Source organism: Streptomyces sp. NRRL S-646 (assembly GCF_000720765.1).
Taxonomy (GTDB): Bacteria; Actinomycetota; Actinomycetes; order Streptomycetales; family Streptomycetaceae; genus Streptomyces.
Genome location: NZ_JODC01000003.1, coordinates 494,832 through 518,807, shown reverse-complemented (window position 1 = coordinate 518,807; position 23,976 = coordinate 494,832). Strand labels below are relative to the sequence as shown.

Sequence of the window (23,976 nt, the reverse complement as noted above, 5' to 3'; positions counted from 1 at the left end):
AGGCAGAATCGGCAGTATGACGACCCCGGACCACGAGTCAGCAGCACCGAAGCCCCCGGCCTCCGAGTACAAGGACCGGGCCTACCGGTCGTCCGGGGGTATCGCCGGCGGCGTGCTGCTGCTCGCCATCGCGGGCTGGCTGGGCATCGACGCGATCGTCTCGGGGCACGGCCGCACCCCCTGGCTGGCGCTCGCCACGCTGATCCTCGTCGTGCCGCTGATCGTGGCCTTCACGCTGCGCCCGGCCGTCCACGCCAACGAGGAGCGGCTGCGCATCCGCAACCCCTTCCGCATCGTCGTGGTGCCCTGGGGCGAGGTCGTCCTGCTGCGGTCCGGCTACTCCAACGAGGTCGTGGTGAAGGCCGGCGGCAAGTACCAGCTGTGGGCCGTCCCCGTCTCGCTGCGGGCGCGGAAGAAGGCGGCGCGGCAGGAGGCCAGGGGGACGATGGACCGGTCCGGCGGGGCGAGCCGCGTGGCCGCGGGGGGCCGTCTGAGCGGTGTCTTCGGGCGCGGCGGGCTCCCGACCGGCGCCACCGTCCCCGAGGGGCCCGTGCGCGCCGAGAGCGACAAGGTCATGGACGACCTGCGTGCGCTGCTCGAGGCCCATGAGCAGGTGGAGACGGCGCAGGGCGAGGTGACGGTCCGCTGGGCGTACGAGATCGCGGGTCCGGCGCTGGCCGGGGCGGTGCTGCTGGCGATTCTGGTGGCTACGGGCTGATCGGCATCTGATCCGCCGGGCAGGCCCTGGCCGTGATCTCGGGGCTACCGCTTCACAGCTTTGTTCGGCATGCTCGCCTCACACCTCGGCCACGACGGCCATCCCCCCACCCGGACGGAACCGAGGACCGCTGCCACCTCGGTGGTCCTGAGTGTCTGGGAAACCATGAGTGCCACTCCCCGGCAGCTGCCCGCTGCCGCGATACCCGACGGCTGCCCGCCCTGGGAAGGCATGCACACGCGCCGCTGGACGCAGGCGTCGGCGCCGCGCTGGGTGCCGGTGCGGGTGCCTCTGCGCGTGATCCTGCTGGTGGACCTGTGCGCCCTGCTCGCGGCTTGCGGGCTCGCCGACTGGGGGGTGCAGCCCTTCGCCGCCGCGTTCCTCGCGCTGCAGGTGGTGTGGCTGCTGGTGCGGCCCGAGATCGTACGGATCACCGCGGCGCTGCAGGTCCTCGTGGTCGTCGTACTCCCGGTTGCGCCGTCCGCGTGGGTGGTGCCGTGCGCTGTCGTGCTGGCGGGTGTCTCCGCGCTGGCCGCGCAGCTGCGCATGGAGGCCCGGAAACGGCAGTCGGACGCGGCGCTCGCGGCGTCCGGCGGGGTGACGGCCCCGGTGCCGCAAGGGCAGCAGTGGCGCGGGAGGTTCTTCAACATCATCGGGGTCGTGCTCGTGGTGGCGGGCACCGCGTCGGCCGTCGCCGCCCGTGACGCCGGTGCCGTCGACGACCGGCGGGTGGCCCTGGCTGCCGGGTTCTTCCTCGCCGGGCTCGGCCTCACCGCGCTGCTCTCCGGCATCCTGGGCCGCCGCAGGTCCGCCGCGCTGCGGCGGGAGCCTGCGCCCGTGCTGCGCGTTCTGGTGCGTGCCGGCGGGCTGCTGGACACGCAGGTGTTCGCCGCCGACGACGTCGGAGCGCTGCGGCCGCTGTTCACGGTCTCGTTGACCGAGGTGGACGGCAAGGACGGCAAGGACGGCCGGGACGACGAGGACCTCACCGACGACGATCCCGGCCCCCTCCGCGAGGCCGTCCTGTACGGGGCCCCGTACGACGGCGCCGAGGTGCTGCTGGTCTGCGCGGCCGAGAAGCCGGGCGAGGAGCCGACGGTGGAGCGGTCGATCGGGCCGGTGCGCCCCTTGTCCGACTCCTACGTCCGCGTCGCCCTGCGCGTGGAGAAGAGCAGGGCGGCCCGCGACGCGGTCTACGAGGAACGCAGCCGCGCGGCCGCCGAGACCGTCGCCAGGGCTCCCTACGCCGTGGCCGGCAAGGGTGTGCGGCGGTGGCGTTCGGGGTGGGCGGACTGGCTGACCGCCGCGATGGCCGTGGCGGGTGCCGTGCACTTCGCCTGGAACGAGGACGACGTGTGGTGGTACGGCGTCGGCGGCATCCTGGGGCTCGTCGCCGTGCGGGTGCTGCCGAAATGGCTCGCCTGGCGCATCACCGCCGACCGGGACGGTCTCTGGTTCAACGGGCTGTGGCGCGCCCGGCACATCGCCTGGGACGACCTACGGCTCGTCGAGTGCAAGGGCCAGGAACTGAAGATCGACAGCCGGGGCCCCATCGGCGAGTGGTCGGTGATCGGCTTCCGGTGGGCCTGGCTGGAGCGGAAGCTGGGCTTCGTGCACCCCTACGAGCGGGCGGCCGCCGAGATCACGGCGATGTGGCGGGAGCCCGCCTACCGGCCGTTCGCCGCGGCCGGTGAGCGGGAGCGCAGACGTCTGCTGTGGCCGGTGGCCGTGCTCGTGGCGCTCGTCTGGGCCGCGGGTCTGATCCTGGCGTAGGTCCGGCTCCCGGCGCGCTCGGCCACAGCAGGACCCTGTTCGCGCTGAGGCACGCCGAGCCGAGCACGGCAGCCGTCTGAAGAGGGTGCGGTAGCGGCCGGAGGCGCAGGTCAGGTGCAGGGCCACCGGCAGCAGGAGCGGGAAGCCCGGCATGGGAAGCGGGCGCGGGAAGCAGACACCGCCGCTGCCCACGACGATCGCCGACAGGACGCGGACCGCACGCCATGGGGCTGCGGCTCTCAGCCGGAGGGCGCGGCTGTCGCTCCGGGTGTCGGCCGGAGTGCCGTCGTGGACACGGCGGCTCCGGGGCCGGCTCGGCGGTGCGCTTCCGGTCCACCGTTGCCCGGGCGTCCGGGGGGTGCGGCCGGGTCAACAGCCCTGGGTAAAACACTCGAAGGGGTGCCCCGGGCGGTGGCCCGGGGGCGCCCCTTCAAGTTCGAGCGGTACGGCAGGTCCACTCAGGATTGCCTCGCGATGTCCGCACCGGTCATCCCGGCCGACCTGCCTTTCTGCCGGGGGTCCGGGGGTCGTCCCTCGGGAAAGCGCAGTGAGCGGTACGGCTCAGATGCCGGCCGCCGCCGACAGGTCCCGCTTGATCGCCGCGAGGAGGCCGCCCGCGGTGGCGTGGGCCGCCGGGAGGTCGGCGTGCGTGGCGACGGGGACCACGACCTCCAGGTAGCACTTCAGCTTGGGCTCCGTGCCGCTCGGGCGGACGATGACCCGGGCGCCGTCGAGCGTGTACCGCAGCCCGTCGGTGGGGGGCAGCTTGTCGGTGCCGCGGGTGAGGTCCTCGGCCCTGGTGACGGCGAGGCCCGCGAGCTCGGTCGGCGGCTGCTCCCGCAGCTGCTGCATGGCGCGCGCGATGACCGACAGGTCCTCCACCCGGACCGAGAGCTGGTCGGTGGCGTGCAGACCGTGCTCCACGGCGAGGTCGTCGAGGAGGTCCGGCAGGGTCCGCCCCTCCTCCTTGAGCTCGGAGGCCAGCTCGGTGATCAGCAGCGCGGCGGTGATGCCGTCCTTGTCGCGCACACCGTCCGGGTCCACGCAGTAGCCGAGGGCCTCCTCGTAGCCGTAGCGCAGCCCCTCGACGCGGGCGATCCACTTGAAGCCGGTCAGGGTCTCCTCGTACGGCAGACCTGCCTTCTCGGCGATGCGGCCGAGGAGCGAGGAGGAGACGATCGACTCGGCGAAGGTGCCCTGGGCGCCGCGCCTGACCAGGTGGGCGGCGAGCAGCGCGCCGACCTCGTCGCCGCGCAGCATCCGCCAGTCGCCGCCGTCCTTGACGGCCACGGCGCAGCGGTCGGCGTCGGGGTCGTTGGCGATGATCAGGTCCGGGTCGGTCGCACGGGCCTGCGCGAAGGCGAGGTCCATGGCGCCCGGCTCTTCCGGGTTGGGGAAGGCGACGGTCGGGAAGTCCGGGTCGGGCTCGGCCTGCTCGGCGACGAGGACGGGCTCCGGGAAACCGGCGCGGGCGAACGCGGCGAGCAGGACGTCCCTGCCGACGCCGTGCATCGCCGTGTAGACGGTGCGCGCGGTGCGCGGGGAGCCGGTGGCGAGCACCGCGTCGGTGCGGGCCAGATAGGAGTCCAGGACGCTGTCGTCGAGGGTCTCCCAGCCGGCTTCGGGACGCGGTACGTCGTCCAGGGAGACGATCGCGTCGATCTCGGCGGCGATCTCCGCGTCGGCCGGCGGCACGATCTGCGAACCGTCCCCGAGATAGACCTTGTAGCCGTTGTCACGGGGCGGGTTGTGGCTGGCGGTGACCTCCACGCCCGCGACCGCGCCGAGGTGCCTTATCGCGTAGGCGAGCACGGGGGTGGGCAGCGGGCGGGGGAGCACCGCGGCCCGGAAGCCCGCGCCCGTCATCACGGCCGCCGTGTCGCGCGCGAAGTCCGCGGACTTGTGCCGGGCGTCGTAGCCGATGACGACGAGCCCGCCGCGCTCTCCCTTGGCGTTGAGATACGCGGCCAGCCCGGCGGCGGCACGGATGACGACCGAACGGTTCATCCGCATCGGCCCGGCACCGAGCTCACCGCGCAGACCTGCGGTGCCGAACTGGAGAGTGCCGCTGAATCGCTCTTCGAGCTCCGCGACGTCACCGGCCTCGATGAGCTTGGCGAGCTCGTCGCGGGTCTCGGGGTCGGGGTCCTCGGCGAGCCACGCGTTGGCGCGGGTCAGCAATTCGTCGTGCACGTCGGGGTCAGCCTCTCGTTGTCTCGTGGTGCGGGTCCTGGGGGCTGCGCCCCCAGGACCCCCTTCGGCCCGAAGGGCCTCGTCCTCAAACGCCGGACGGGCTGAATATGCCGCACCGGCCCCGAGCAGTACTGCCTTACAGCCGCCCGAGCACCTGAGCCAGCAGCGAACCCATCCGCGTCGCGCTGTCCCGCCCCGCCTGCAGAACCTCCTCGTGGTTCAACGGCTCGCCCGTCATCCCCGCAGCCAGGTTCGTCACGAGGGAAATACCCAGCACCTCGGCCCCCGCCTCCCGCGCCGCAATGGCTTCCAGGACCGTCGACATGCCCACCAGGTCCGCCCCGATCACCCGGGCCATCCGGATCTCGGCCGGCGTCTCGTAGTGCGGGCCGGGGAACTGGGCGTAGACGCCCTCCTCCAGGCTCGGGTCGATCTCCTTGCACAGGGCGCGCAGCCGCGGGGAGTACAGGTCCGTCAGGTCGACGAAGTTCGCGCCGACGATCGGCGAGGTCGCCGTCAGGTTGATGTGGTCGCTGATCAGCACCGGCTGCCCGGGCCGCATGCCCTCGCGCAGCCCGCCGCAGCCGTTGGTCAGCACCACGGTCTTGCAGCCGGCGGCGACGGCGGTACGGACGCCGTGCGCGACGGCGGCGACACCGCGGCCCTCGTAGAAGTGCGTACGGCCCAGGAAGACCAGGGCCCGCTTCTCGCCGATCTTGTACGAGCGGATCTTGCCGCCGTGCCCCTCCACTGCCGGCGGCGGGAAACCGGGCAGCTCGGTGACGTGCAGCTCGGCGTCGGGTGCGCCGAGGGCGTCCACGGCCGGTGCCCAGCCGGAGCCCATCACGAGGGCGACGTCGTGGGTCTCGGCGCCGGTCAGTTCGCGCAGGCGCGCGGCGGCGGCGTCGGCGGCGGCGTGCGGGTCGCCCTGGATGTCGTCCGGAAGAAGAGATGCGTTCACGCGTCGAGAGTAGCGGCTCAACGCCTACGCGCGTAGATGGCAGAGCTCACGGGACGGCGATCGTTGTCTTGTCGTTTCCAACGAACCCTGTGACACAGCGGGACCTTTGCGGCCCCTGTGGTCCAACTGTGAACCTGCCGCGCCTCAGCAGGGCCGTTTCCGCAGCTCCATCACATAGTCGTGCGGCGCGCCCGCGGACTCCGCGGCATCGGCGATCTCGCCCAGATACCGCGCCGACGGCAGACCGCCCTCGTACCCGTCGAGGACGTACGTCCACGCCGACTCCTCGCCCTCCAGCGTGTGCACCCGCACCCGCATCCGGCGGTAGACGCCCAGGCCGACGCCCTCCCAGCGGTCCATGGACTCCTCGTCCGGCGGCGCGATGTCGTACAGCGCGACGAAGACCTGCGAGAACGGGTCCTCCACGATCGTCGCCAGCGCCCCCTCCCAGCCCATGTGCTCGCCGCCGAACGTCAGCCGCCACTCGTTCAGCCAGCCCGTGGCGCGCATCGGCGAGTGCGGGGCGCGGCGGGTCATCAGCCGCGCGTCGAGGTTGCCGGCGTACGCGGCGTAGAGCGACATGCGTCGAGAGTACGGCAGCCGACCCATGCACCCCTGACGTATCAGCGGCCCCTTGCCAACCCATTGCCCCGCCCCCGGGCAGTAGCACCTTGAGCGGTGCGGGACAATGGGGTACGTGACTCGGATCGTGATCATCGGTGGCGGACCCGGCGGATACGAGGCGGCCCTGGTGGCCGCCCAGCTCGGCGCGGAGGTGACCGTCGTCGACTGCGACGGTCTGGGCGGGGCGTCGGTGCTGACCGACTGCGTACCGTCGAAGACCCTTATCGCTACGGCCGAGGTGATGACCACCTTCGACTCGTCGTACGAGGAGCTCGGCATCATCGTCGCCGACGACACCCCGCCGCTGGAGCAGGCGGCCCGGGTGGTCGGCGTGGACCTGGGCAAGGTCAACCGCCGTGTGAAGCGGCTCGCCCTCGCCCAGTCGCACGACATCACCGCCTCCGTCACCCGCGCCGGCGCCCGGGTCATGCGCGGCCGCGGCCGACTGGAGGGCATGCAGGCGCTCGACGGCTCCCGCAAGGTGATCGTCTCCGCCGCCGACGGCACCGAGGAGACCCTCACCGCCGACGCCGTACTGATCGCCACCGGCGGCCACCCGCGCGAGGTGCCCGACGCCCAGCCCGACGGCGAGCGCATCCTCAACTGGACGCAGGTGTACGACCTGAACGAGCTCCCCGAGGAGCTCATCGTGGTCGGTTCCGGTGTCACCGGCGCCGAGTTCGCCGGTGCCTACCAGGCCCTCGGCTCCAAGGTCACCCTCGTGTCCTCCCGGGACCGTGTGCTGCCCGGCGAGGACCCGGACGCCGCCGCGGTCCTCGAGGACGTCTTCCGCCGCCGCGGCATGAACGTCATGGCCCGCTCCCGCGCCGCCGCCGCCAAACGGGTCGGCGACCGCGTCGAGGTCACCCTCTCCGACGGCCGTGTCATCACCGGCACGCACTGCCTGATGGCGGTCGGCGCCATCCCCAACAGCGAGGGCATGGGCCTGGAGGAGGCCGGCGTCAAGCTGCGCGAGTCCGGGCACATCTGGACCGACAAGGTCTCGCGGACGACCGCTCCCGGTGTGTACGCCGCCGGTGACGTGACGGGCGTCTTCGCCCTCGCCTCCGTGGCCGCCATGCAGGGACGTATCGCCATGTACCACTTCCTCGGCGACGCGGTGGCCCCGCTGAACCTGAAGACCGTCTCGTCCAACGTCTTCACCGACCCGGAGATCGCCACCGTCGGCTACACGCAGGCCGACGTCGACGCGGGCAAGATCGACGCCCGAGTGGTCAAACTCCCGCTCCTGCGCAACCCGCGCGCCAAGATGCAGGGCATCCGCGACGGCTTCGTGAAGCTCTTCTGCCGCCCGGGTACGGGCATCGTGGTCGGCGGTGTGGTCGTGTCCCCGCGCGCCTCGGAACTGATCCATCCGATCTCGATCGCCGTCGACAACAATCTGACGGTCGAACAGATCGCGAACGCGTTCACCGTGTATCCCTCCCTTTCGGGGTCGATCGCGGAGGTCGCCCGGCAGCTGCACACGCGCAAGACCGGCGGCGAGGTCTGACGGCCGAAACCGACTCCTCGCTGGTCACAGGGAGTTGTCGAGCATGCGTACGGCATAGTCGGGGCGGGTAGGTCCTATACCACTTCCCGCCCTGGTGTGCGAACAACTTCTGCTATTCGGCGCAAACTGCTGAAAGCAGACGGTCGTTGGGGTTACTGTCAGTTTCGTGTTCGCTGCAGAACGTCGCCAATTGATCCTCGAAATGGTGCGAGCGAATGGGGCCGTGTCGCTCCGTGAGCTCGCCCGCGTCGTCCAGACCTCCGAAGTGACCGTACGGCGGGACGTGCGCGCACTGGAGGCAGAAGGACTCCTCGACCGCCGGCATGGCGGTGCGGTACTGCCGGGCGGGTTCACGCGGGAGTCCGGCTTTCCGCAGAAGTCACATCTCGCGACCGCCGAGAAGACGGCCATCGCCGACCTCGCCGCCAACTTCGTGGAAGAGGGCGAGGCCATCGTGGTCGGGGCGGGTACCACCACACAGGAGCTGGCCCGTCGGCTCGCCCGGGTCCCCGGGCTGACCGTCGTCACCAACTCGCTGCTGGTCGCCCAGGCGTTGGCCCATGCCAACCGCGTGGAGGTCGTGATGACCGGCGGCACCCTGCGCGGCTCCAACTACGCCCTGGTGGGCAGCGGCGCCGAGCAGTCCCTGCAGGGGTTGCGGGTGTCCCGTGCCTTCCTGTCCGGGAGCGGGCTCACCGCCGAGCGCGGGCTGTCCACGTCCAACATGCTGTCGGCGTCCGTCGACCGGGCGCTGGTGCAGGCGGCTGCGGAGGTCGTCGTGCTCGCCGATCACACCAAGCTCGGTACGGACACGATGTTCCAGACCGTGCCGACCGATGTGATCACCCGGCTGGTGACCGATGAGCCGCCGGTGCATGACGACCGGGCCGCTACCGAGTTGCAGGCTCTCGCCGATCAGGGCGTGCAGATTGCTGTGGCCGGGGCCTCGGGGAACTCGGGCGGTGATTCCGTCCCCCCGCGGCAGCCGCGCCGGGACGTCGCCCTGCCGGGGCCGCGGCGCGGGCAGGTGGCCTCCGGCCTTCGGACGGCAACGGTGCTTGATCCCTCCGGGGCGGAGCGGGAGCGGGCTCGGGTTGCGGATTTGCGGCGGCGTTAGGTTCTTTTCGCCTGATCGCCGTAGGGGTTCGTGTTGTTGCGCGGGTGCGGGCTCGTTGTGGCTTGTCGCGCCCACGCGGCGGAGCCGCATATCGACACAGCCCCGCGCCCCTGAAAAACCTCAACCGGCGGCTTTCAAGCCCCGCAGGGTGAGGGTCAGCAAGCGGTCTGCCAAGTTCGGGTCTCCCGGGGACTCTTCCGCTGCCAAGGCGATTGCGTTGGTCAGTTGGAGGAGGTCGGTGATGGTGACGTCCTCGCGGACCTTGCCTGCTTGCTGTGCGCGCTTCAGCAGGGCGGCGCCCGCCTCGCGCATCGGGGCGCTGCAGCTGGCCAGGGCCGAGGTGCCGTCGGAAGTGACGGACATGAGGGCAAGGGCCAGACCGCGGTACTCGCCGGCGTGGGTGACGATCTCGCGGAGCCAGGTCACCAGGGCCGTGCACGGCTCGGGGGCGCCCAGGAGTTCGTGGGAGCGGTCCAGGAGGTCGCTCACCGCTTCCTCGAAGACGGCGCTCAACAGGGCGTGACGGTTGGGGAAGTGGCGGTACAGGGTGCCGATGCCGACGCCCGCGCGCCGGGCCACGTCCTCCAGGGACGCGTCCGTGCCGTGCGCGGCGAAGGTGGCGCGGGCCTCGGTGAGCAGCCGCTCGTAGTTGCGGCGGGCGTCGGCACGCATGACGCGCGGGGGCGCCGGCGTCACCTCTGAGCCGCCGTTCGCCGCAGTCCCCGCCGACGTCGTGCCCACCATGCCTCCCACCTGCCCTCGCGCGCGCCCCCGTCTGCCTCCAGCATGCCATCGAGGATGCGCGACCGGGCGGACCGGACCGTCCGCGGGCCGTGGCCCACCGACGCGGGGGCCGGGGAACGGGCGAAAGACGAGGCGCCCGGCGGACTGACTGCTCCAGTCCGCCGGGCGCCTCGGGATGTCGTACGGGACGACCGTGCTGTGTCAGTGCTTGATCCCGGTCAGTCCTTGATCTCGCAGATCGCGGCGCCGGAGCTGATGGAGGCGCCGACGTCGGCGGACAGGCCCTTGATGGTGCCGGACTTGTGCGCGTTGAGCGGCTGTTCCATCTTCATGGCCTCCAGGACGACGACCAGGTCGCCCTCCTTGACCTCCTGGCCCTCCTCGACGGCGATCTTGACGATGGTGCCCTGCATCGGCGAGGCGAGGGTGTCGCCGGAGGCCACCGGGCCGGACTTCTTGGCGGCGCGGCGCTTCGGCTTGGCGCCGGCGGCGAGGCCGGTGCGGGCCAGGGACATGCCCAGCGAGGACGGGAGGGAGACCTCCAGGCGCTTGCCGCCGACCTCGACGACGATCGTCTCGCGGTCCGTGTCGTCCTCGGCCTCGGTCTCGGCCGGGGCGGCGAAGGCGGGGATCTCGTTGACGAACTCGGTCTCGATCCAGCGGGTGTGGACCGTGAACGGCTCGGCGCTGCCGGTGAGTTCGGGGGCGAAGGCCGGGTCCTTGACCACGGCGCGGTGGAACGGGATCGCGGTCGCCATGCCCTCGACCTGGAACTCCTCCAGTGCGCGGGCGGCGCGCTGCAGGGCCTGCTGGCGGGTGGCGCCCGTGACGATCAGCTTGGCGAGCAGGGAGTCCCAGGCCGGGCCGATCACCGAGCCGGACTCGACGCCCGCGTCCAGGCGGACGCCCGGGCCGGACGGCGGGGCGAAGGTGGTGACGGTGCCGGGGGCCGGGAGGAAGTTGCGGCCCGGGTCCTCGCCGTTGATGCGGAACTCGAAGGAATGGCCGCGCAGTTCGGGGTCGCCGTAGCCGAGTTCCTCGCCGTCGGCGATGCGGAACATCTCGCGGACCAGGTCGATGCCGGCGACCTCCTCGGTGACCGGGTGCTCGACCTGGAGGCGGGTGTTGACCTCGAGGAAGGAGATCGTCCCGTCGACGCCGACGAGGAACTCCACGGTGCCGGCGCCGACGTAGCCGGCCTCCTTGAGGATGGCCTTGGAGGACGAGTACAGCTCGGCGACCTGCGCGTCCGAGAGGAACGGCGCGGGGGCCTCCTCGACCAGCTTCTGGTGGCGGCGCTGCAGCGAGCAGTCACGGGTGGAGACGACGACCACGTTGCCGTGGCTGTCGGCCAGGCACTGGGTCTCCACGTGCCGCGGCTTGTCCAGGTAGCGCTCGACGAAGCACTCGCCGCGGCCGAAGGCGGCCACCGCCTCGCGGACCGCGGACTCGTAGAGCTCGGGCACCTCTTCGAGGGTGCGGGCGACCTTCAGGCCGCGGCCGCCACCGCCGAAGGCGGCCTTGATGGCGATCGGCAGGCCGTGCTGCTCGGCGAAGGCGACGACCTCGTCCGCACCGGAGACCGGGTCGGGCGTGCCGGCCACCAGCGGGGCGCCGGCCCGCTGGGCGATGTGCCGGGCGGCGACCTTGTCACCCAGGTCGCGGATGGCCTGCGGCGGTGGGCCGATCCAGATCAGCCCGGCGTCCAGGACCGCCTGCGCGAAGTCGGCGTTCTCGGAGAGGAAGCCGTATCCGGGGTGGATGGCGTCCGCGCCGGATTCGCTCGCCGCGTTCAGGATCTTGTCGATCACCAGGTAACTGGTCGCCGGGGTGTCACCGCCCAGGGCGAACGCCTCGTCCGCGGCGCGGACATGCAGAGCGTCGCGGTCCGGGTCCGCGTAGACGGCCACGCTCGCGATCCCGGCGTCCCGGCAGGCCCGGGCCACGCGGACAGCGATTTCGCCACGGTTGGCGATGAGCACCTTGCGCACGATTGAGGCTCCCTCCTTGAAACAAGCCGAGTTTAGGGACTGGCTACACGGCACTACGACCCGTCCCCAGTGGTGAGCTTGCCCACACGGAGCGTGATGCGAGGCTTGCTCGACCCGCGAAATCCCTTGTCGCACCTCGGTACGCAGGACTCCTCCCGGAAACCCTAGCTCTCCCATGTGGTCAAGGTCTCTGTGAGAGCGTGCTGCGGGCCACTCGGTTTCTTTGTGGAGTCCCTACGAATGGCCCAACGAATCTTTGCCGCCCGCAGAACCCTTGTCCCGGGGTTTACCCGTTAGTAGCGTTCGCGATGTCTCGTACGCAGTCGAGACAGCAGCATCCTTGGCCGACCCGCTCGGGCGGCAGTCGAGAGTGGGTGGGGACCGGTGGTGCGCAGACCGGTGGCGTGGATCGTGGCGGTCGTGCTCTTCGTGGAGGCGTTCGGCGTCGCGGCGCTGAACTGGTTCCTTGGGGTCGTCGTCGACCGGCAGGACATGTCGCTGGCGGGCCTCGACCCCGACATGATGTCGGCGTCCTCGAAGATCGGCGGCATCGTCTTCGGCCTGTACTACGCCCTGTGCGGCCTCGTCGCGCTCCTCGTGGCGGTCCGCAACCGCCCGCCGGCCGGCTTCGGGCGCATCCTGCTGATCAGCGCCGCGGTCGTGCACGGGCTGCTGGGGGCGTTCGTGTGGGGGCTGGTGGGCTGGACCGCGTTCCTGTTCATGGTGGTCGTGCTCGCCCTCATCGTGCTGCTTCTGATGACGTACGACAGCCCGGCCGAACCCACCGACGCGGTCCCGCCGACGGCACCCGGTCCCGAAAACGACGGCGGCACCGACGACGGGGGCAGGGACGGCGGCAGCAAGGACGAAGGGGGTTCCCCCGTCACTTCTCCGCCGGCGCCCACAACTCCGTGATGCCGACGCCCAGCTGGGCGAGCAGCCGGCGGACCAGGGGCAGGCTGATGCCGATCACATTGCCGTGGTCCCCGTCGATTCCCTCGATGAACGGTGCGCTGCGGCCGTCGAGCGTGAACGCGCCCGCGACGTGGAGGGGTTCGCCCGAGGCGACGTAGGCGGCGATCTCCTCGTCCGTGGGGTCGCCGAAGCGGACGACGGTGGAGGCGGTGCCGGACGCGTACCGCTTGTTGGCCGTGTCCCAGACGCAGTGCCCCGTCTGCAGGATGCCCGCCCGGCCGCGCATCGACTTCCAGCGGGCCGTCGCCTCCTCGGCGTCCGCGGGCTTGCCCAGGGCCTGGTCGTCCAGCTCCAGTACGGAGTCGCAGCCGATCACCAGAGCGCCGTGTGCCTCCGGCCTGGCGGCGACGACGGAAGCCTTGGCCTCCGCGAGGGCCAGGGCGAGTTCGGACGGGGTGGGGGCGGTCACGGCGTCCTCGTCCACACCGCTGACGATCACCTCCGGTGTGAGGCCTGCCTGGCGCAGGAGGTTCAGCCGGGCGGGGGACTGGGAGGCGAGGATGAGGCGGCGGCGGGGCGCGTCTGTCATGCGGTCAGGGTAGCCGCGCGGCGCCACGCGGCGGAGCCGCACATCGATGCAGCGGGGGCGGTCACCTCAGGCCGATCACGATCATCGCGAGGATCATGGCCAACGCCATGAGGAGGCCGAGCCGCCGCAGCATCTCCTGCATGTCACGGAGTTCTTTGGGCGGCTCGTTCTCAGGGTCGGACCACAGCATGCCACCAGCGTGGGGCTTGGCCGGGGGACGGCGCCTGAGTACGGGTACTCAAAAGGTGCCGGTACTTGTGGTGACGTGCGCGGTTCCTCGCGCCCCTTAAGAAACGCGCAGTTCCCCGCGCCCCTCAAAGACGCCCGCTGCCCCCGCCCCTAAAAGGCTCACCCCGGCCAGTAGGTGCGGGTCCACGCCGTCGGCCCGGGCTGGGGCAGGCGGTGGGACGCGATCCTTGCCGGGTCCGACCAGGAGTCCCTGTCTCGTGCCGCGCCCGGCGGGATCGATGCCTCCGCCGCGGCGCGGGCGCGGACCACCGCCAGGGCGGCGGCCAGCTCCTCCGGGGTCGGGTTGCCCCGTACGACCTTGATCGTCATGGCGGCTCCTAGAGGGGGATGTTGCCGTGCTTCTTCGGGGGCAGGGATTCCCGCTTGGTGCGCAGTTGACGCAGGCCGCGGACGACGTGCCGGCGCGTCTCGGACGGCATGATCACCGAGTCGATGTAGCCGCGCTCGGCCGCGATGTAGGGGTTGAGGAGGGCGTCCTCGTACTCCTGGATCAGACGGGCGCGGGTCGCCTCCAGGTCGCCGTTCGCCTCGGCCTCCGCGATGGTGCGGCGGTGCAGGATGTTGACCGCGCCCTGGGCGCCCATGACGGCGATCTGGGCGGTCGGCCAGGCGAGGTTGATGTCCGCGCCGAGGTGCTTGGAGCCCATGACGTCGTAGGCGCCGCCGAAGGCCTTGCGGGTGATCACGGTGATCAGCGGGACGGTCGCCTCGGCGTAGGCGTAGATGAGCTTGGCGCCGCGGCGGATGATGCCGGTGTGCTCCTGGTCGACGCCCGGGAGGAAGCCCGGCACGTCGACGAAGGTGATCACCGGGATGTTGAAGGCGTCGCAGGTGCGCACGAAGCGCGCCGCCTTCTCGCTCGCGTCGATGTCGAGGCAGCCCGCGAACTGCATGGGCTGGTTGGCGACGATGCCGACCGGGTGGCCCTCCACCCGCCCGAACCCGGTGAGGATGTTCGGCGCGAACAGCGGCTGCGTCTCGAAGAACTCGGCGTCGTCCAGGACGTGTTCGATCACCGTGTGCATGTCGTACGGCTGGTTCGCGCTGTCCGGCACGATCGTGTCCAGCTCGAGGTCCTCGGCGGTGACCGCCAGGTCCGCCTCCTCGGCGAAGACCGGGGCCTCGGAGAGGTTGTTGGACGGCAGGTACGACAGCAGCTGCTTGACGTACTCGATGGCGTCCTTCTCGTCGCCGGCCATGTGATGGGCCACGCCGGACGCGGAGTTGTGGGTGCGGGCGCCGCCCAGCTCCTCGAAGCCGACGTCCTCGCCGGTGACCGTCTTGATGACGTCCGGGCCGGTGATGAACATGTGCGAGGTCTGGTCGACCATGACGGTGAAGTCGGTGATCGCGGGGGAGTAGACCGCGCCGCCCGCGCAGGGGCCGACGACCAGGGAGATCTGCGGGATGACACCGCTCGCGTGCGTGTTGCGGCGGAAGATCTCGCCGTAGGCGCCGAGCGAGGCGACGCCTTCCTGGATGCGGGCGCCGCCGGAGTCGTTGATGCCGATGACCGGACAGCCGGTCTTCAGCGCGAAGTCCATGACCTTGACGATCTTCTGGCCGTAGACCTCGCCCAGCGCGCCGCCGAAGACGGTGAAGTCCTGGGAGAAGACCGCGACGGGGCGGCCGTCGACGGTGCCGTAACCGGTCACCACGCCGTCCCCGTAGGGGCGGTTGTTCTCCAGCCCGAAGTTCGTCGACCGGTGCCGGGCGAACTCGTCCAGCTCGACGAAGGAGCCCTCGTCGAGCAGCAGCTCGATCCGCTCACGGGCCGTCAACTTGCCCTTGGCGTGCTGTTTTTCGACGGCGCGTGCGGAGCCGGCGTGCGTCGCTTCCTCGATACGACGCTGGAGATCCGCGAGCTTGCCCGCGGTGGTGTGGATATCGATCTCTTCCGGCTCGGACATCGGGATCGCGGCTCCCTGCCTGCTCAAAAGGGGGGACGGTTACTCATCCGTAGAGTAGTGGGGGCGCTACGAATCAGCAGTGCGGCGTTTCACACACCTAGGGTGGCTTGCATGACGCCGCGAGATGCTTCAGACGACAGCCGCTGGTCCGACCTGGACCGGCCTCCGCTCAACGCCGCCGCGCTGCGTCGCGGGCTCGTGCAGGAGGGCGGGCTGTGGCGCGAGGTGGAGGTGGTCCAGAGCACCGGCTCCACCAACTCCGACCTGGTCGCCCTGGCGGGCGCGGGCAAGGTAGGCGAGGGGTACGTCCTCGTCGCCGAGGAGCAGATCTCCGGGCGGGGCCGCCTGGACCGCCAGTGGACGGCACCGGCCCGCTCCGGCCTCTTCTTCTCCGTACTGCTGAAACCGGCCGAGGTGCCGGTCGCCCGCTGGGGCTGGCTGCCGCTGCTCACCGGGGTCGCCGTGGCGACCGGACTGTCCCGCTCGGCGGGCGTCGACACGGCACTCAAGTGGCCCAACGACCTGCTTGTTTCCATCGGCGGCGAGGAACGCAAGGCCGGCGGCATCCTCGCCGAGCGGGCGGGGGACGACGGGGTCGTCATCGGGGTGGGCATCAATGTCACGCTGCGGGAGGGCGAGCTGCCGGTGCCGACGGCCGGTTCGCTGGCGCTGGCGGGGGCGGTGAGCACGGACCGCGATCCCCTGCTCAGGGCTGTGCTGCGATCCCTGGAGGAGTGGTACGGCCGCTGGCGCGAGGCGGGCGGCGATCCGTCGGCGAGCGACCTGCAGGAGACGTACGCGGCGGGGTGCGCGACGCTGGGCAGGAGGGTGCGGGCCGAGCTGCCGGGGGACCGGTCGATCACCGGGGAGGCGGTGGCGGTCGACGGCGACGGAAGGCTGGTGATCGCGACGGAGGACGGGGTTCAGGAGCCGGTGGGTGCCGGGGACATCGTGCACCTGAGGCCCCTCTGACCGAGGGTGGATGCACGGCTGCCTGCAGCTGTGCGACTCCCGGGAGTGAGCTAGGGCACACCTGCCGTACAGTTGAGGCCGGTCGATACCTGACCGTGGCAGATCGGAAGGGCAGCAGGCGTGACCGTCGACGACACGGGCTCCGGCACGGGCGCGGACGGCCGGGTGGACCCCCACGCCGCCGATCCCGGCGAGGACCCGCTCGCCCTGCGCCTGGAACACCTGATCCTCGGCGCGGAGCGGCGCTACACCCCCTTTCAGGCGGCCCGCAGTGCGGGCGTCTCGGTGGAGCTGGCCACCCGCTTCTGGCGGGCCATGGGCTTCGCCGACATCGGGCAGGCCAAGGCGCTCACCGAGGCCGACGTACTCGCGCTGCGCCGCCTGTCCGGCCTCGTCGAGGCCGGGCTGCTGAGCGAGGCGATGGCGGTGCAGGTGGCCCGCTCCACCGGCCAGACCACGGCCCGCCTCGCCGAGTGGCAGATCGACTCCTTCCTGGAGGGCCTGACCGAGCCTCCGGAACCCGGGATGACGCGCACCGAGGTCACGTACCCGATCGTCGAACTGCTCCTGCCCGAGCTGGAGGAGTTCCTCGTCTACGTCTGGCGGCGCCAGCTCGCCGCCTCGGCCGGGCGGGTCGTGCAGGCCGCCGACGACGAGGAGATGGTCGACCGGCGCCTGGCCGTCGGCTTCGCGGACCTGGTCGGCTTCACCCGCCTGACCCGCCGTATGGAGGAGGAGGAACTCGGCGAACTCGTCGAGGCCTTCGAGACCACCGCCGCCGACCTGGTCGCCGCGCACGGCGGCCGGCTGGTCAAGACGCTGGGCGACGAAGTGCTCTACGCGGCCGACGACGCCGGGATCGCCGCCGAGATCGCGCTGCGTCTCATAGAGACCATGGCGAACGACGAGACGATGCCGGAACTGCGCGTCGGCATCGCCTTCGGCACGGTGACCACTCGTATGGGCGATGTCTTCGGTACGACGGTGAACCTCGCCTCCCGGCTGACGTCCATAGCTCCTCGCGACGCCGTCCTCGTCGACACCGACTTCGCCCAGGAGCTCATCCGCACCGGGGAGGCGCCGGCCTCCGAGGCCGACGCGGCCGAAGCCGCCGCGGCGGCGGAGAAGGAGGGCGAGGAGCCCCCGGTGTACCGGTTTGCTCTGCAGCCGATGTGGCAGCGGCCGGTGCGTGGGCTTGGTGTGGTGGAGCCGTGGCTGCTCACTCGACGGAGCTAGGCGCTCCGCCGGGATTTGCCGTCTTTCTTCTGCAGCTGCGTTGTGGCTGGTCGCGCCCACGCGGCGGAGCCGCATATCGATACAGCCCCGCGCCCCTAACGGGGCGCTCCTCAGCGGCTGGCTGGTGAGTCCACGCACAGGCCGACGACCGGTACGCACAGGCCGGGCTCGTCCGGCTGTGGTGCGGGCGGAGGCGTCGTCCGCGCGGGTGTCGGAGTCGGGCGTGGGGCGGGAGCCTGTGTCGCAGGCGGGGGGTGAGTGGTCGTGGGCGCCGGGCTGTTCGGTGTGACCGGGGTGGTCGTGGTGCCGAGGGTGGTCGGGAGGCCCGGTGACGTGGTTGCCGTGTGCAGGGGGACGGGGCTCGTAAGTGGCGTCGGTGTCGTGCTTGCCCCGCCCATTGCGGAGGCCGATGACGGGCTCACCCGGGGTGCGGCCGCGACGGCGGCGACGGCATGGTCCGATGCGTCGGCGACGGTATCGGTGCGCGGGTCCTGCCGGGCGTCGGCCTCCGCGGTGCCGACCCCGCTGGTGCCTGAATCGGGTGCCATCCGTACGAGGCTCAGCGCGCCGGCGGCCAGCGCCAGCCCGCCCACCGCGAACAGCACCTTGCGGGGCCGCGGCCTGCGATGGCGGCCGCGCCTCACCGATGTCTCCGCCGTCACCGTCATCTTGTTCCCTCCCCCTTGCGCCCGCGCCCCCTGTGCGCCGTGGCGGACGCACCGTATGCGCTCCCGTGGGCGGTGCGGCGGGAGTTGGGCGGAATGTCACCCGAACGGGGACAACGGAACGAAAGCCTGCGATGATCGGGCCGACGGTTGTTAACCCGCGTTAACCGGAGGGTGTCATGGGCGAGGAGCGGTTCGGCGAGTTCGTGGTGGTGCGGCGGCACGGCGACGGGGACGTCGGGCATGTCGCGGAGCTCGTCCTCGACCGGCCCAAGGCCATGAATGCCGTGTCGAGCGAGATGGCGCGGTCGATCGCGGGGGCCTGCACGGCGCTCGCCGCGGACCGTGACGTACGGGTGGTCGTGGTGACGTCCACGCACGAGCGGGCGTTCTGCGTCGGGGCGGACCTCAAGGAGCGGAACTCCTTCACCGACGCCGATCTGCTCCGGCAGCGGCCGGTCGCGCGGGCCGCGTACACCGGGGTCCTGGAGCTGCCGGTGCCGACGATCGCGGCGGTGCACGGGTTCGCCCTGGGCGGGGGCTTCGAGCTGGCGCTGTCGTGCGACCTGATCGTGGCCGACCGTACGGCCGTGGTGGGGCTGCCGGAGGTGTCCGTGGGCGTCATCCCGGGCGGCGGCGGTACGCAGCTGCTGCCGCGGCGGGTCGGGGCCGCGCGGGCGGCCGAGCTCATCTTCACCGCACGGCGCCTGCAGGCCGCGGAGGCACGGGAGTTGGGGCTCGTGGACGAGCTGGTGGAGGAGGGCCGGGACCGGGAGGCGGCACTGGACCTGGCCGCACGCATCGCCGCGAACTCACCGGTCGGCCTGCGTGCCGCCAAGCGCGCGCTGCGCCTCGGCCACGGGCTCGACCTGCGGGCCGGTCTGGAGGTCGAGGATGCGGCGTGGCGGTCGGTGGCGTTCTCGGGGGACCGGGCGGAGGGCGTGGCGGCGTTCAACGAGAAGCGTCGGCCCAACTGGCCGGGTGAGTGAAACCAGCCTGTCGTGGGGGTCCCCCCGCTCGAGCGAAGCCGAGAGTGGGGGAGTTTGAGGACGAGGCCGTTCAGGCCGACACGGGGGTCTGGGGGCAGTGCCCCCAGGGCCGGTCACCCCACCGCCGTATCAAGAGAACAAACCAGTGGAAACCTCCCTAACCTGGAGTAATGGGTGAGGACAAACGGCTCGCAGCAGTCGTCGCGCTGGCGCAGGGCATGGCGGCAGCCCACGGCTCGCGCGAGGCGTGGCGGGCGGCGGCGGCCGGGGGATGCCGGGCGCTCGGCGGGAGCTTCGCCGCGTTGTCGGTGTGGGAGCGGGAGCTCGGCCGGCTGCGGGTCCTCGCGAACGTGGGGGAGCGGACCGAGGGGGAGGAGGAGTTCCCGGAGGACGAGTCGTACCCCGTGCACCAGTTCCCCGAGATCACCGAGTTCCTGCACGAGCGATGGGCCGGCGGCGGCGAGCCCGACGCCTGGGTCGAGACGGCGCACGGTCCCGCGGCGGGCGGCCGCCCCGGTTACGTCCACCAGCGCGTCGCCGCCCTGCGCCGCCGGGGTCGCGGTTGCTGTGTCGTCGCCCCGATCGTGCTGCACGGGCGCGCATGGGGCGAGCTCTATGTCGCCCGCCCTGCCGGTGCTCCCGTCTTCGACCGGGGAGACGCCGACTTCGCCACCGTGCTGGCCGCCGTCGTCGCCGCCGGGATCGCCCAGGCCGAGCGGCTGGAGGAGGTGAGGCGGCTCGCCTACACCGACGCTCTCACCGGCCTCGCGAACCGCCGTGCCGTCGATACGAAGCTGGACGAGGCCGTCGAGCGGCACCGCGCGGACGGCACGGTCGTCAGCCTCGTCGTCTGCGACCTCAACGGCCTCAAACGCGTCAACGACACCCAGGGTCACGCCGTCGGCGACCGCCTCCTCGAGCGTTTCGGTTCCGTCCTGTCCCTGTGCGGCGCGATGCTCCCGGGCACGCTCGCCGCCCGCCTCGGCGGTGACGAGTTCTGTCTGCTGTCCGTCGGCCCGTCCGCCGACGAGGCCGTGAAGGCGGCCGACGAACTCTGCCGCCGCGCCGCCGAGTTGGAGCTCGGCGACGGGGTCGCCTGCGGGGTCGCTTCCACTGAGGATCCCATCGGGCCCGTGCGGTCCGCCCGGCGGCTGTTCCGGCTGGCGGACGCCGCGCAGTACCGGGCGAAGGCGCTCCGCGCGAGCACTCCCGTGGTGGCGGGGCGGGCGGGGCCCGACGACCCGGTCGTGCGGTTGGCCGACGAGCCGTCGCCGCAGGTTGCCGCGGAGCGGCGGCGGTTCCGGGGGCGGCCGGGGTGACGTGCCGGGGGCTCCGCCCCCAGGCCCCCGTATCGGCCTGAACGGCCTCGTCCTCAAACGCCGGACGGGCTGAAATATGCCGACCGGCGGCTGAAAGGTGCCGACCGGAGTGGGAAGGGCAGCGACTGGCGGCGTAAGGGGCCCACCCGCAACCCGGTAGTGACATCTTCGTCTTCACTGCGTACGCTCCTGAATATGGATATGCACACTGTGGTGGTGGGGACGTCCGGGGTGACCGCGTCCGACGTTCTCGCCGTGGCGCGCGGCGGCGCCCGGGTCGAGCTCTCCGCGGAGGCGGTGGCGGCCCTGGCCGCCGCCCGGGAGATCGTGGATGCGCTGGCGGCCAAGCCCGAGCCCGTCTACGGCGTCAGCACCGGCTTCGGTGCCCTGGCGACCCGGCACATCAGCCCGGAACTCCGCGCTCAGCTGCAGCGCAACATCGTCCGCTCGCACGCCGCCGGCCTCGGGCCGCGGGTGGAGCGGGAAGTCGTACGGGCCCTGATGTTCCTGCGGCTCAAGACCGTCTGCTCGGGGCACACGGGCGTGCGGCCCGAGGTCGCGCAGACCATGGCCGACGTGCTCAACGCCGGGATCACCCCGGTCGTGCACGAGTACGGCTCGCTCGGCTGCTCCGGCGACCTCGCGCCTCTGTCCCACTGCGCCCTCACGCTCATGGGCGAGGGAGAGGCGGAAGGACCGGACGGGGCCGTCCGCCCGGCCGGTGAGCTGCTTGCCGAGCACGGGATCGCCCCCGTCGAACTGCGTGAGAAGGAGGGCCTCGCCCTCCTCAACGGCACCGACGGCATGCTCGGCATGCTGGTCATGGCCCTCGCCGACCTGGACGCCCTCTACAAGTCGGCCGACATCACGGCCGCCCTGTCGCTGGAGGCGCTGCTCGGGACGGACAAGGTCCTCGCCCCCGAGCTGCACGCCATCCGCCCGCACCCGGGGCAGGGTGCCTCCGCCGCCAACATGCTGGCCGTGCTGAAGGGTTCGGAGCTCACCGGGCACCACCAGGACGGCGCGCCGCGCGTCCAGGACGCCTACTCGGTGCGCTGCGCCCCGCAGGTCTCCGGTGCCGGACGGGACACCATGGCGCACGCCCGGCTCGTCGCCGAGCGCGAGCTGGCGTCGGCCGTGGACAATCCCGTCGTGCTGCCCGACGGGCGTGTGGAGTCCAACGGCAACTTCCACGGTGCCCCGGTGGCTTACGTCCTGGACTTCCTCGCCATCGCCGCCGCGGATCTCGCCTCGATCGCCGAGCGGCGCACCGACCGGCTGCTCGACAAGAACCGCAGCCACGGTCTGCCGCCGTTCCTGGCCGACGACGCGGGTGTCGACTCGGGGCTGATGATCGCCCAGTACACGCAGGCCGCGCTGGTCAGCGAGATGAAGCGGCTGGCCGTACCGGCGTCCGCGGACTCGATCCCCTCCTCGGCCATGCAGGAGGACCACGTCTCCATGGGCTGGTCGGCCGCCCGCAAGCTGCGTACGGCCGTCGACAACCTCACGCGCGTTGTCGCCATCGAGTTGTACGCCGCCACCCGCGCGATCGAACTGCGCGAGGGCCTGGCCCCGGCGCCCGCTTCGCAGGCCGCCATCACGGCCGCACGGGCGGCGGGGGTGCAGGGCCCCGGTCCGGACCGGTTCCTCGCCCCCGACCTGGCCGCCGCGGACGCGTTCGTGCGCGACGGGCGTCTGGTCGCCGCGGTGGAGCGAGTGACGGGACCGCTCGCCTGACCGCTCTGGTGGGTACGAGGGCCGCCGCTGTCTCCCCCCGGCGGCGGCCCTCCCTGCACGTCAGCTCCGTGCGAGCTTGGCCGCCTGTGCCTTGACGATCTCGGCGGGGACGCTGTACTTGCCCCCCTTGCCGGCCAGGGCCGCCAGGCTGATCGAGTAGTACGTGGCGATCGTGGAGCCGTGCCGCACCACTTCGCCGTGCACCGTCGTCGTGTCGCCCTCGGTCTTGCCGGTCACGGCGAACGCCACCGACTCGTCACCGCTTCCGGAGGACTTCTCCTCGGCGACCTTCGTGAACTTCTGGGTGTCCTGGCCCTTGGCCGAGACCGTGAAGCCGTTCGCGCAGCCGCTCACCGCGTCCGACACGGACTTCATCGTGTCCTGGGCGCCCCCGCCGCCGTACGAGGACAGCGAGACGATCGTCAACTTGGACTCCAGGACGTCCTGGAGGCCGTTCATCGCGGCGTCGAGGTCCTCGTCCGAGGTGCCCGTGGGCGTGGGCTCGTCGCTCTTCTCCGTGGCCATCCGGTTGACGTACGCGCTCGTGTCGCCCGGCGCGAACCCGGTGAGGACGTAGGCGAGCGGCGCGCACTTCGCGTCGGCCACCGTCACCTGGTCCTTGGAGGCGGCGAACTTGCCGCCGGTGTCCGCGGACTTGACGTCGTAGCCGTCGAGGTCCGCCCCGCTGATGATGAGCTTCTTCAGCTCGGCCGCGCTCAGCGCCTTCGCGGCCGCAGTCGACGAGGAGGACGAGTCCGTGGAGCCGGAGCCCTTGGAGTCGCCGGAATTCCCGCCGCAACCCGTGATGAGGGCGAGCGACAGCACGCTCACGGCAACCGTGGCGCCCGCGCGCACCCTCGATGATCTCTTCATGGCCGGACTATGAAGGTCACGTCAAAGGAACGTCAAGCGAATTCAAAAACCGAGGCGCTCCCGGCGCACCGAATACGCCACGAACCCGGCGCCGATCCCGAGGAACAGAGTGCCGCCGACGACGTAGGGAGTGGTGTCGGGGCTTCCCGTGTCGGCGAGTTGGGCCTGGGGACCGGAGCTGTCCGTGGACTCCGAGACGGCCCGTGCCTGCGCTGTGACCTGCGAGGTCGGGGCCGTCGACGAGGCTGTTCTCGCCGGTTCTTCCCCGGTCGCCTTGGCGGAGGGAACGAACCACAGGGCGCACAGGACGGTGCCTGCGGCGGTGGCGGTCAGCAACGGACGACGAGCGGATGACACGGAATATCGATCCCCTTGTGGCGCTGGCGAATTGGCCGTGTGGAGCGATGTTAGTGAAAGGCGCGGGTCACAGGAAAGTCACGGGAGCCCCGGGCCTTACGCTCCGGGCATGAACATTGAAGAGACATCACGTTTTGTCCGCCTTCGGGTGGAACTAGTCCTCGAAATCGAGGACCCCGGCGCACTGACCAAGGCGGCACTGCGGCGCCTCGCCGCCGAAACCGACATGCCGGCCGACGAGCGGGTGCACGCCGAGGGCGCTGTGACGGAAGACACGGCGGAGGCCCTGGCCTCTCTGATCGACCCGTTCGACCTGGTGAGCGAGGTGCCGGGGGTCGACCTCGCGCAGGCCTCCTGGTCGAGCGAGCCCATCGACTACGACCCCGATTCGCCGGATTGGGACCTGGACGAGGATGATGTCGACGAAGACGACGAAGACGAGGGGGCCGACGGCGTCTCCTGAGCGGCTTGGGAAAACGTGACCCCGGGTGGCAATCGCCGTCCGGGGTTTTTTCGTCTCGCGCCCGC

General features: G+C 71.6%; 23 protein-coding genes. 11 read left to right on the top strand and 12 right to left on the bottom strand.

Translation table 11 applies throughout. From position 1 onward, the window contains the following. Nucleotides 1-16 precede the first annotated feature (16 nt). Together IH68_RS0106780 and IH68_RS0106775 are read left to right on the top strand one after the other, a co-directional pair. Nucleotides 17-718: a PH domain-containing protein gene (locus IH68_RS0106780; RefSeq protein WP_030929916.1), complete on the top strand. Its 702-nt coding sequence runs from the start codon at nt 17-19 to the stop codon at nt 716-718. 165 nt (nt 719-883) lie between these two features. After that, entirely contained in the window at nt 884-2,491 is a 1,608-nt protein-coding gene (locus IH68_RS0106775) for a hypothetical protein (RefSeq protein WP_030929911.1), read from the top strand. Nucleotides 2,492-3,052: 561 nt separating this feature from the next. On the opposite strand, the gene IH68_RS0106770 is transcribed toward IH68_RS0106775, so the two are convergent. The 3 genes from IH68_RS0106770 to IH68_RS0106760 form a co-directional block, all read right to left on the bottom strand. After that, nucleotides 3,053-4,684: a phospho-sugar mutase gene (locus IH68_RS0106770; protein ID WP_030929909.1), complete on the bottom strand. Its 1,632-nt coding sequence runs from the start codon at nt 4,682-4,684 to the stop codon at nt 3,053-3,055. 136 nt (nt 4,685-4,820) lie between these two features. Further along, the gene (locus IH68_RS0106765; protein ID WP_030929906.1) at nt 4,821-5,645 is read right to left on the bottom strand and encodes a purine-nucleoside phosphorylase; all 825 of its coding nucleotides are present in this window, start codon (nt 5,643-5,645) and stop codon (nt 4,821-4,823) included. 144 nt (nt 5,646-5,789) lie between these two features. Beyond that, nucleotides 5,790-6,227 carry a gamma-glutamylcyclotransferase gene (locus IH68_RS0106760; RefSeq protein ID WP_030929904.1) on the bottom strand — a complete coding sequence of 146 codons (438 nt, stop codon included), beginning with the start codon at nt 6,225-6,227 and terminating at the stop codon, nt 5,790-5,792. A gap of 106 nt (nt 6,228-6,333) precedes the next feature. Here IH68_RS0106760 and IH68_RS0106755 point away from each other — a divergent pair, with 106 nt between their 5' ends. Together IH68_RS0106755 and IH68_RS0106750 are read left to right on the top strand one after the other, a co-directional pair. Further along, a complete protein-coding gene (locus IH68_RS0106755; RefSeq protein WP_030929901.1) occupies nt 6,334-7,782 on the top strand; it encodes an NAD(P)H-quinone dehydrogenase in 1,449 nt (482 codons plus the stop codon). 166 nt (nt 7,783-7,948) lie between these two features. Beyond that, nucleotides 7,949-8,899 (top strand): DeoR/GlpR family DNA-binding transcription regulator, encoded by a 951-nt coding sequence (locus IH68_RS0106750; protein WP_078912348.1) that lies wholly within the window; start codon nt 7,949-7,951, stop codon nt 8,897-8,899. Nucleotides 8,900-9,019: 120 nt separating this feature from the next. Here the strand turns inward: IH68_RS0106750 and IH68_RS0106745 are convergent, their stop codons facing one another. Then, nucleotides 9,020-9,643 (bottom strand): TetR/AcrR family transcriptional regulator, encoded by a 624-nt coding sequence (locus tag IH68_RS0106745; RefSeq protein WP_037884589.1) that lies wholly within the window; start codon nt 9,641-9,643, stop codon nt 9,020-9,022. A 218-nt stretch (nt 9,644-9,861) separates the two neighbouring features. Continuing rightward, entirely contained in the window at nt 9,862-11,634 is a 1,773-nt protein-coding gene (locus IH68_RS0106740) for an acetyl/propionyl/methylcrotonyl-CoA carboxylase subunit alpha (protein ID WP_030929891.1), read from the bottom strand. Between the two features lie 384 nt (nt 11,635-12,018). On the opposite strand from IH68_RS0106740, the gene IH68_RS0106735 reads away from it, so the two are divergent. After that, nucleotides 12,019-12,549 (top strand): hypothetical protein, encoded by a 531-nt coding sequence (locus IH68_RS0106735; RefSeq protein ID WP_030929888.1) that lies wholly within the window; start codon nt 12,019-12,021, stop codon nt 12,547-12,549. Here the strand turns inward: IH68_RS0106735 and IH68_RS0106730 are convergent. From IH68_RS0106730 to IH68_RS0106715, 4 genes are all read right to left on the bottom strand, one after another. Continuing rightward, the gene (locus tag IH68_RS0106730) at nt 12,518-13,138 is read right to left on the bottom strand and encodes a Maf family protein (protein ID WP_030929885.1); all 621 of its coding nucleotides are present in this window, start codon (nt 13,136-13,138) and stop codon (nt 12,518-12,520) included. The genes IH68_RS0106735 and IH68_RS0106730 overlap by 32 nt on opposite strands. Nucleotides 13,139-13,199: 61 nt before the next feature. Then, on the bottom strand, nt 13,200-13,328 hold the full coding sequence (mmpB, locus tag IH68_RS59090) for a morphogenic membrane protein MmpB (RefSeq protein WP_099930981.1): 129 nt from the start codon (nt 13,326-13,328) through the stop codon (nt 13,200-13,202). A gap of 158 nt (nt 13,329-13,486) precedes the next feature. Beyond that, the gene (locus IH68_RS0106720) at nt 13,487-13,696 is read right to left on the bottom strand and encodes an acyl-CoA carboxylase epsilon subunit (protein WP_030929882.1); all 210 of its coding nucleotides are present in this window, start codon (nt 13,694-13,696) and stop codon (nt 13,487-13,489) included. 8 nt (nt 13,697-13,704) lie between these two features. After that, on the bottom strand, nt 13,705-15,297 hold the full coding sequence (locus IH68_RS0106715) for an acyl-CoA carboxylase subunit beta (RefSeq protein WP_030929879.1): 1,593 nt from the start codon (nt 15,295-15,297) through the stop codon (nt 13,705-13,707). 111 nt (nt 15,298-15,408) lie between these two features. Here IH68_RS0106715 and IH68_RS0106710 point away from each other — a divergent pair, with 111 nt between their 5' ends. Together IH68_RS0106710 and IH68_RS0106705 are read left to right on the top strand one after the other, a co-directional pair. After that, nucleotides 15,409-16,269, top strand: coding sequence for a biotin--[acetyl-CoA-carboxylase] ligase (locus IH68_RS0106710; protein ID WP_030929876.1), 861 nt, complete (start codon nt 15,409-15,411; stop codon nt 16,267-16,269). Nucleotides 16,270-16,389: 120 nt separating this feature from the next. Continuing rightward, entirely contained in the window at nt 16,390-17,505 is a 1,116-nt protein-coding gene (locus IH68_RS0106705) for an adenylate/guanylate cyclase domain-containing protein (RefSeq protein ID WP_030929873.1), read from the top strand. Nucleotides 17,506-17,615: 110 nt separating this feature from the next. Here IH68_RS0106705 and IH68_RS52820 read toward each other — a convergent pair whose 3' ends face one another. Next, nucleotides 17,616-18,173, bottom strand: a complete 558-nt coding sequence (locus IH68_RS52820; RefSeq protein ID WP_234341256.1) for a hypothetical protein — start codon at nt 18,171-18,173, stop codon at nt 17,616-17,618. 176 nt (nt 18,174-18,349) lie between these two features. On the opposite strand from IH68_RS52820, the gene IH68_RS0106700 reads away from it, so the two are divergent. The 3 genes from IH68_RS0106700 to hutH all read left to right on the top strand — a co-directional run bounded on the left by IH68_RS0106700 (nt 18,350) and on the right by hutH (nt 22,218). Continuing rightward, nucleotides 18,350-19,159 (top strand): enoyl-CoA hydratase/isomerase family protein, encoded by an 810-nt coding sequence (locus IH68_RS0106700; RefSeq protein WP_030929870.1) that lies wholly within the window; start codon nt 18,350-18,352, stop codon nt 19,157-19,159. Between the two features lie 170 nt (nt 19,160-19,329). Beyond that, on the top strand, nt 19,330-20,478 hold the full coding sequence (locus IH68_RS0106695) for a GGDEF domain-containing protein (protein ID WP_030929867.1): 1,149 nt from the start codon (nt 19,330-19,332) through the stop codon (nt 20,476-20,478). 201 nt (nt 20,479-20,679) lie between these two features. Beyond that, a complete protein-coding gene (gene hutH, locus IH68_RS0106690) occupies nt 20,680-22,218 on the top strand; it encodes a histidine ammonia-lyase (RefSeq protein WP_030929864.1) in 1,539 nt (512 codons plus the stop codon). Between the two features lie 60 nt (nt 22,219-22,278). Here the strand turns inward: hutH and IH68_RS0106685 are convergent, their stop codons facing one another. Together IH68_RS0106685 and IH68_RS0106680 are read right to left on the bottom strand one after the other, a co-directional pair. Further along, complete coding sequence (locus IH68_RS0106685) at nt 22,279-23,091, bottom strand: hypothetical protein (protein ID WP_030929861.1); 813 nt, start codon at nt 23,089-23,091, stop codon at nt 22,279-22,281. 42 nt (nt 23,092-23,133) lie between these two features. Then, nucleotides 23,134-23,448, bottom strand: a complete 315-nt coding sequence (locus IH68_RS0106680; RefSeq protein ID WP_030929859.1) for a hypothetical protein — start codon at nt 23,446-23,448, stop codon at nt 23,134-23,136. A gap of 109 nt (nt 23,449-23,557) precedes the next feature. Between IH68_RS0106680 and IH68_RS0106675 the strand changes: the two genes are divergently transcribed. Continuing rightward, nucleotides 23,558-23,911 carry a hypothetical protein gene (locus IH68_RS0106675; protein ID WP_030929856.1) on the top strand — a complete coding sequence of 118 codons (354 nt, stop codon included), beginning with the start codon at nt 23,558-23,560 and terminating at the stop codon, nt 23,909-23,911. Nucleotides 23,912-23,976: the final 65 nt, after the last annotated feature.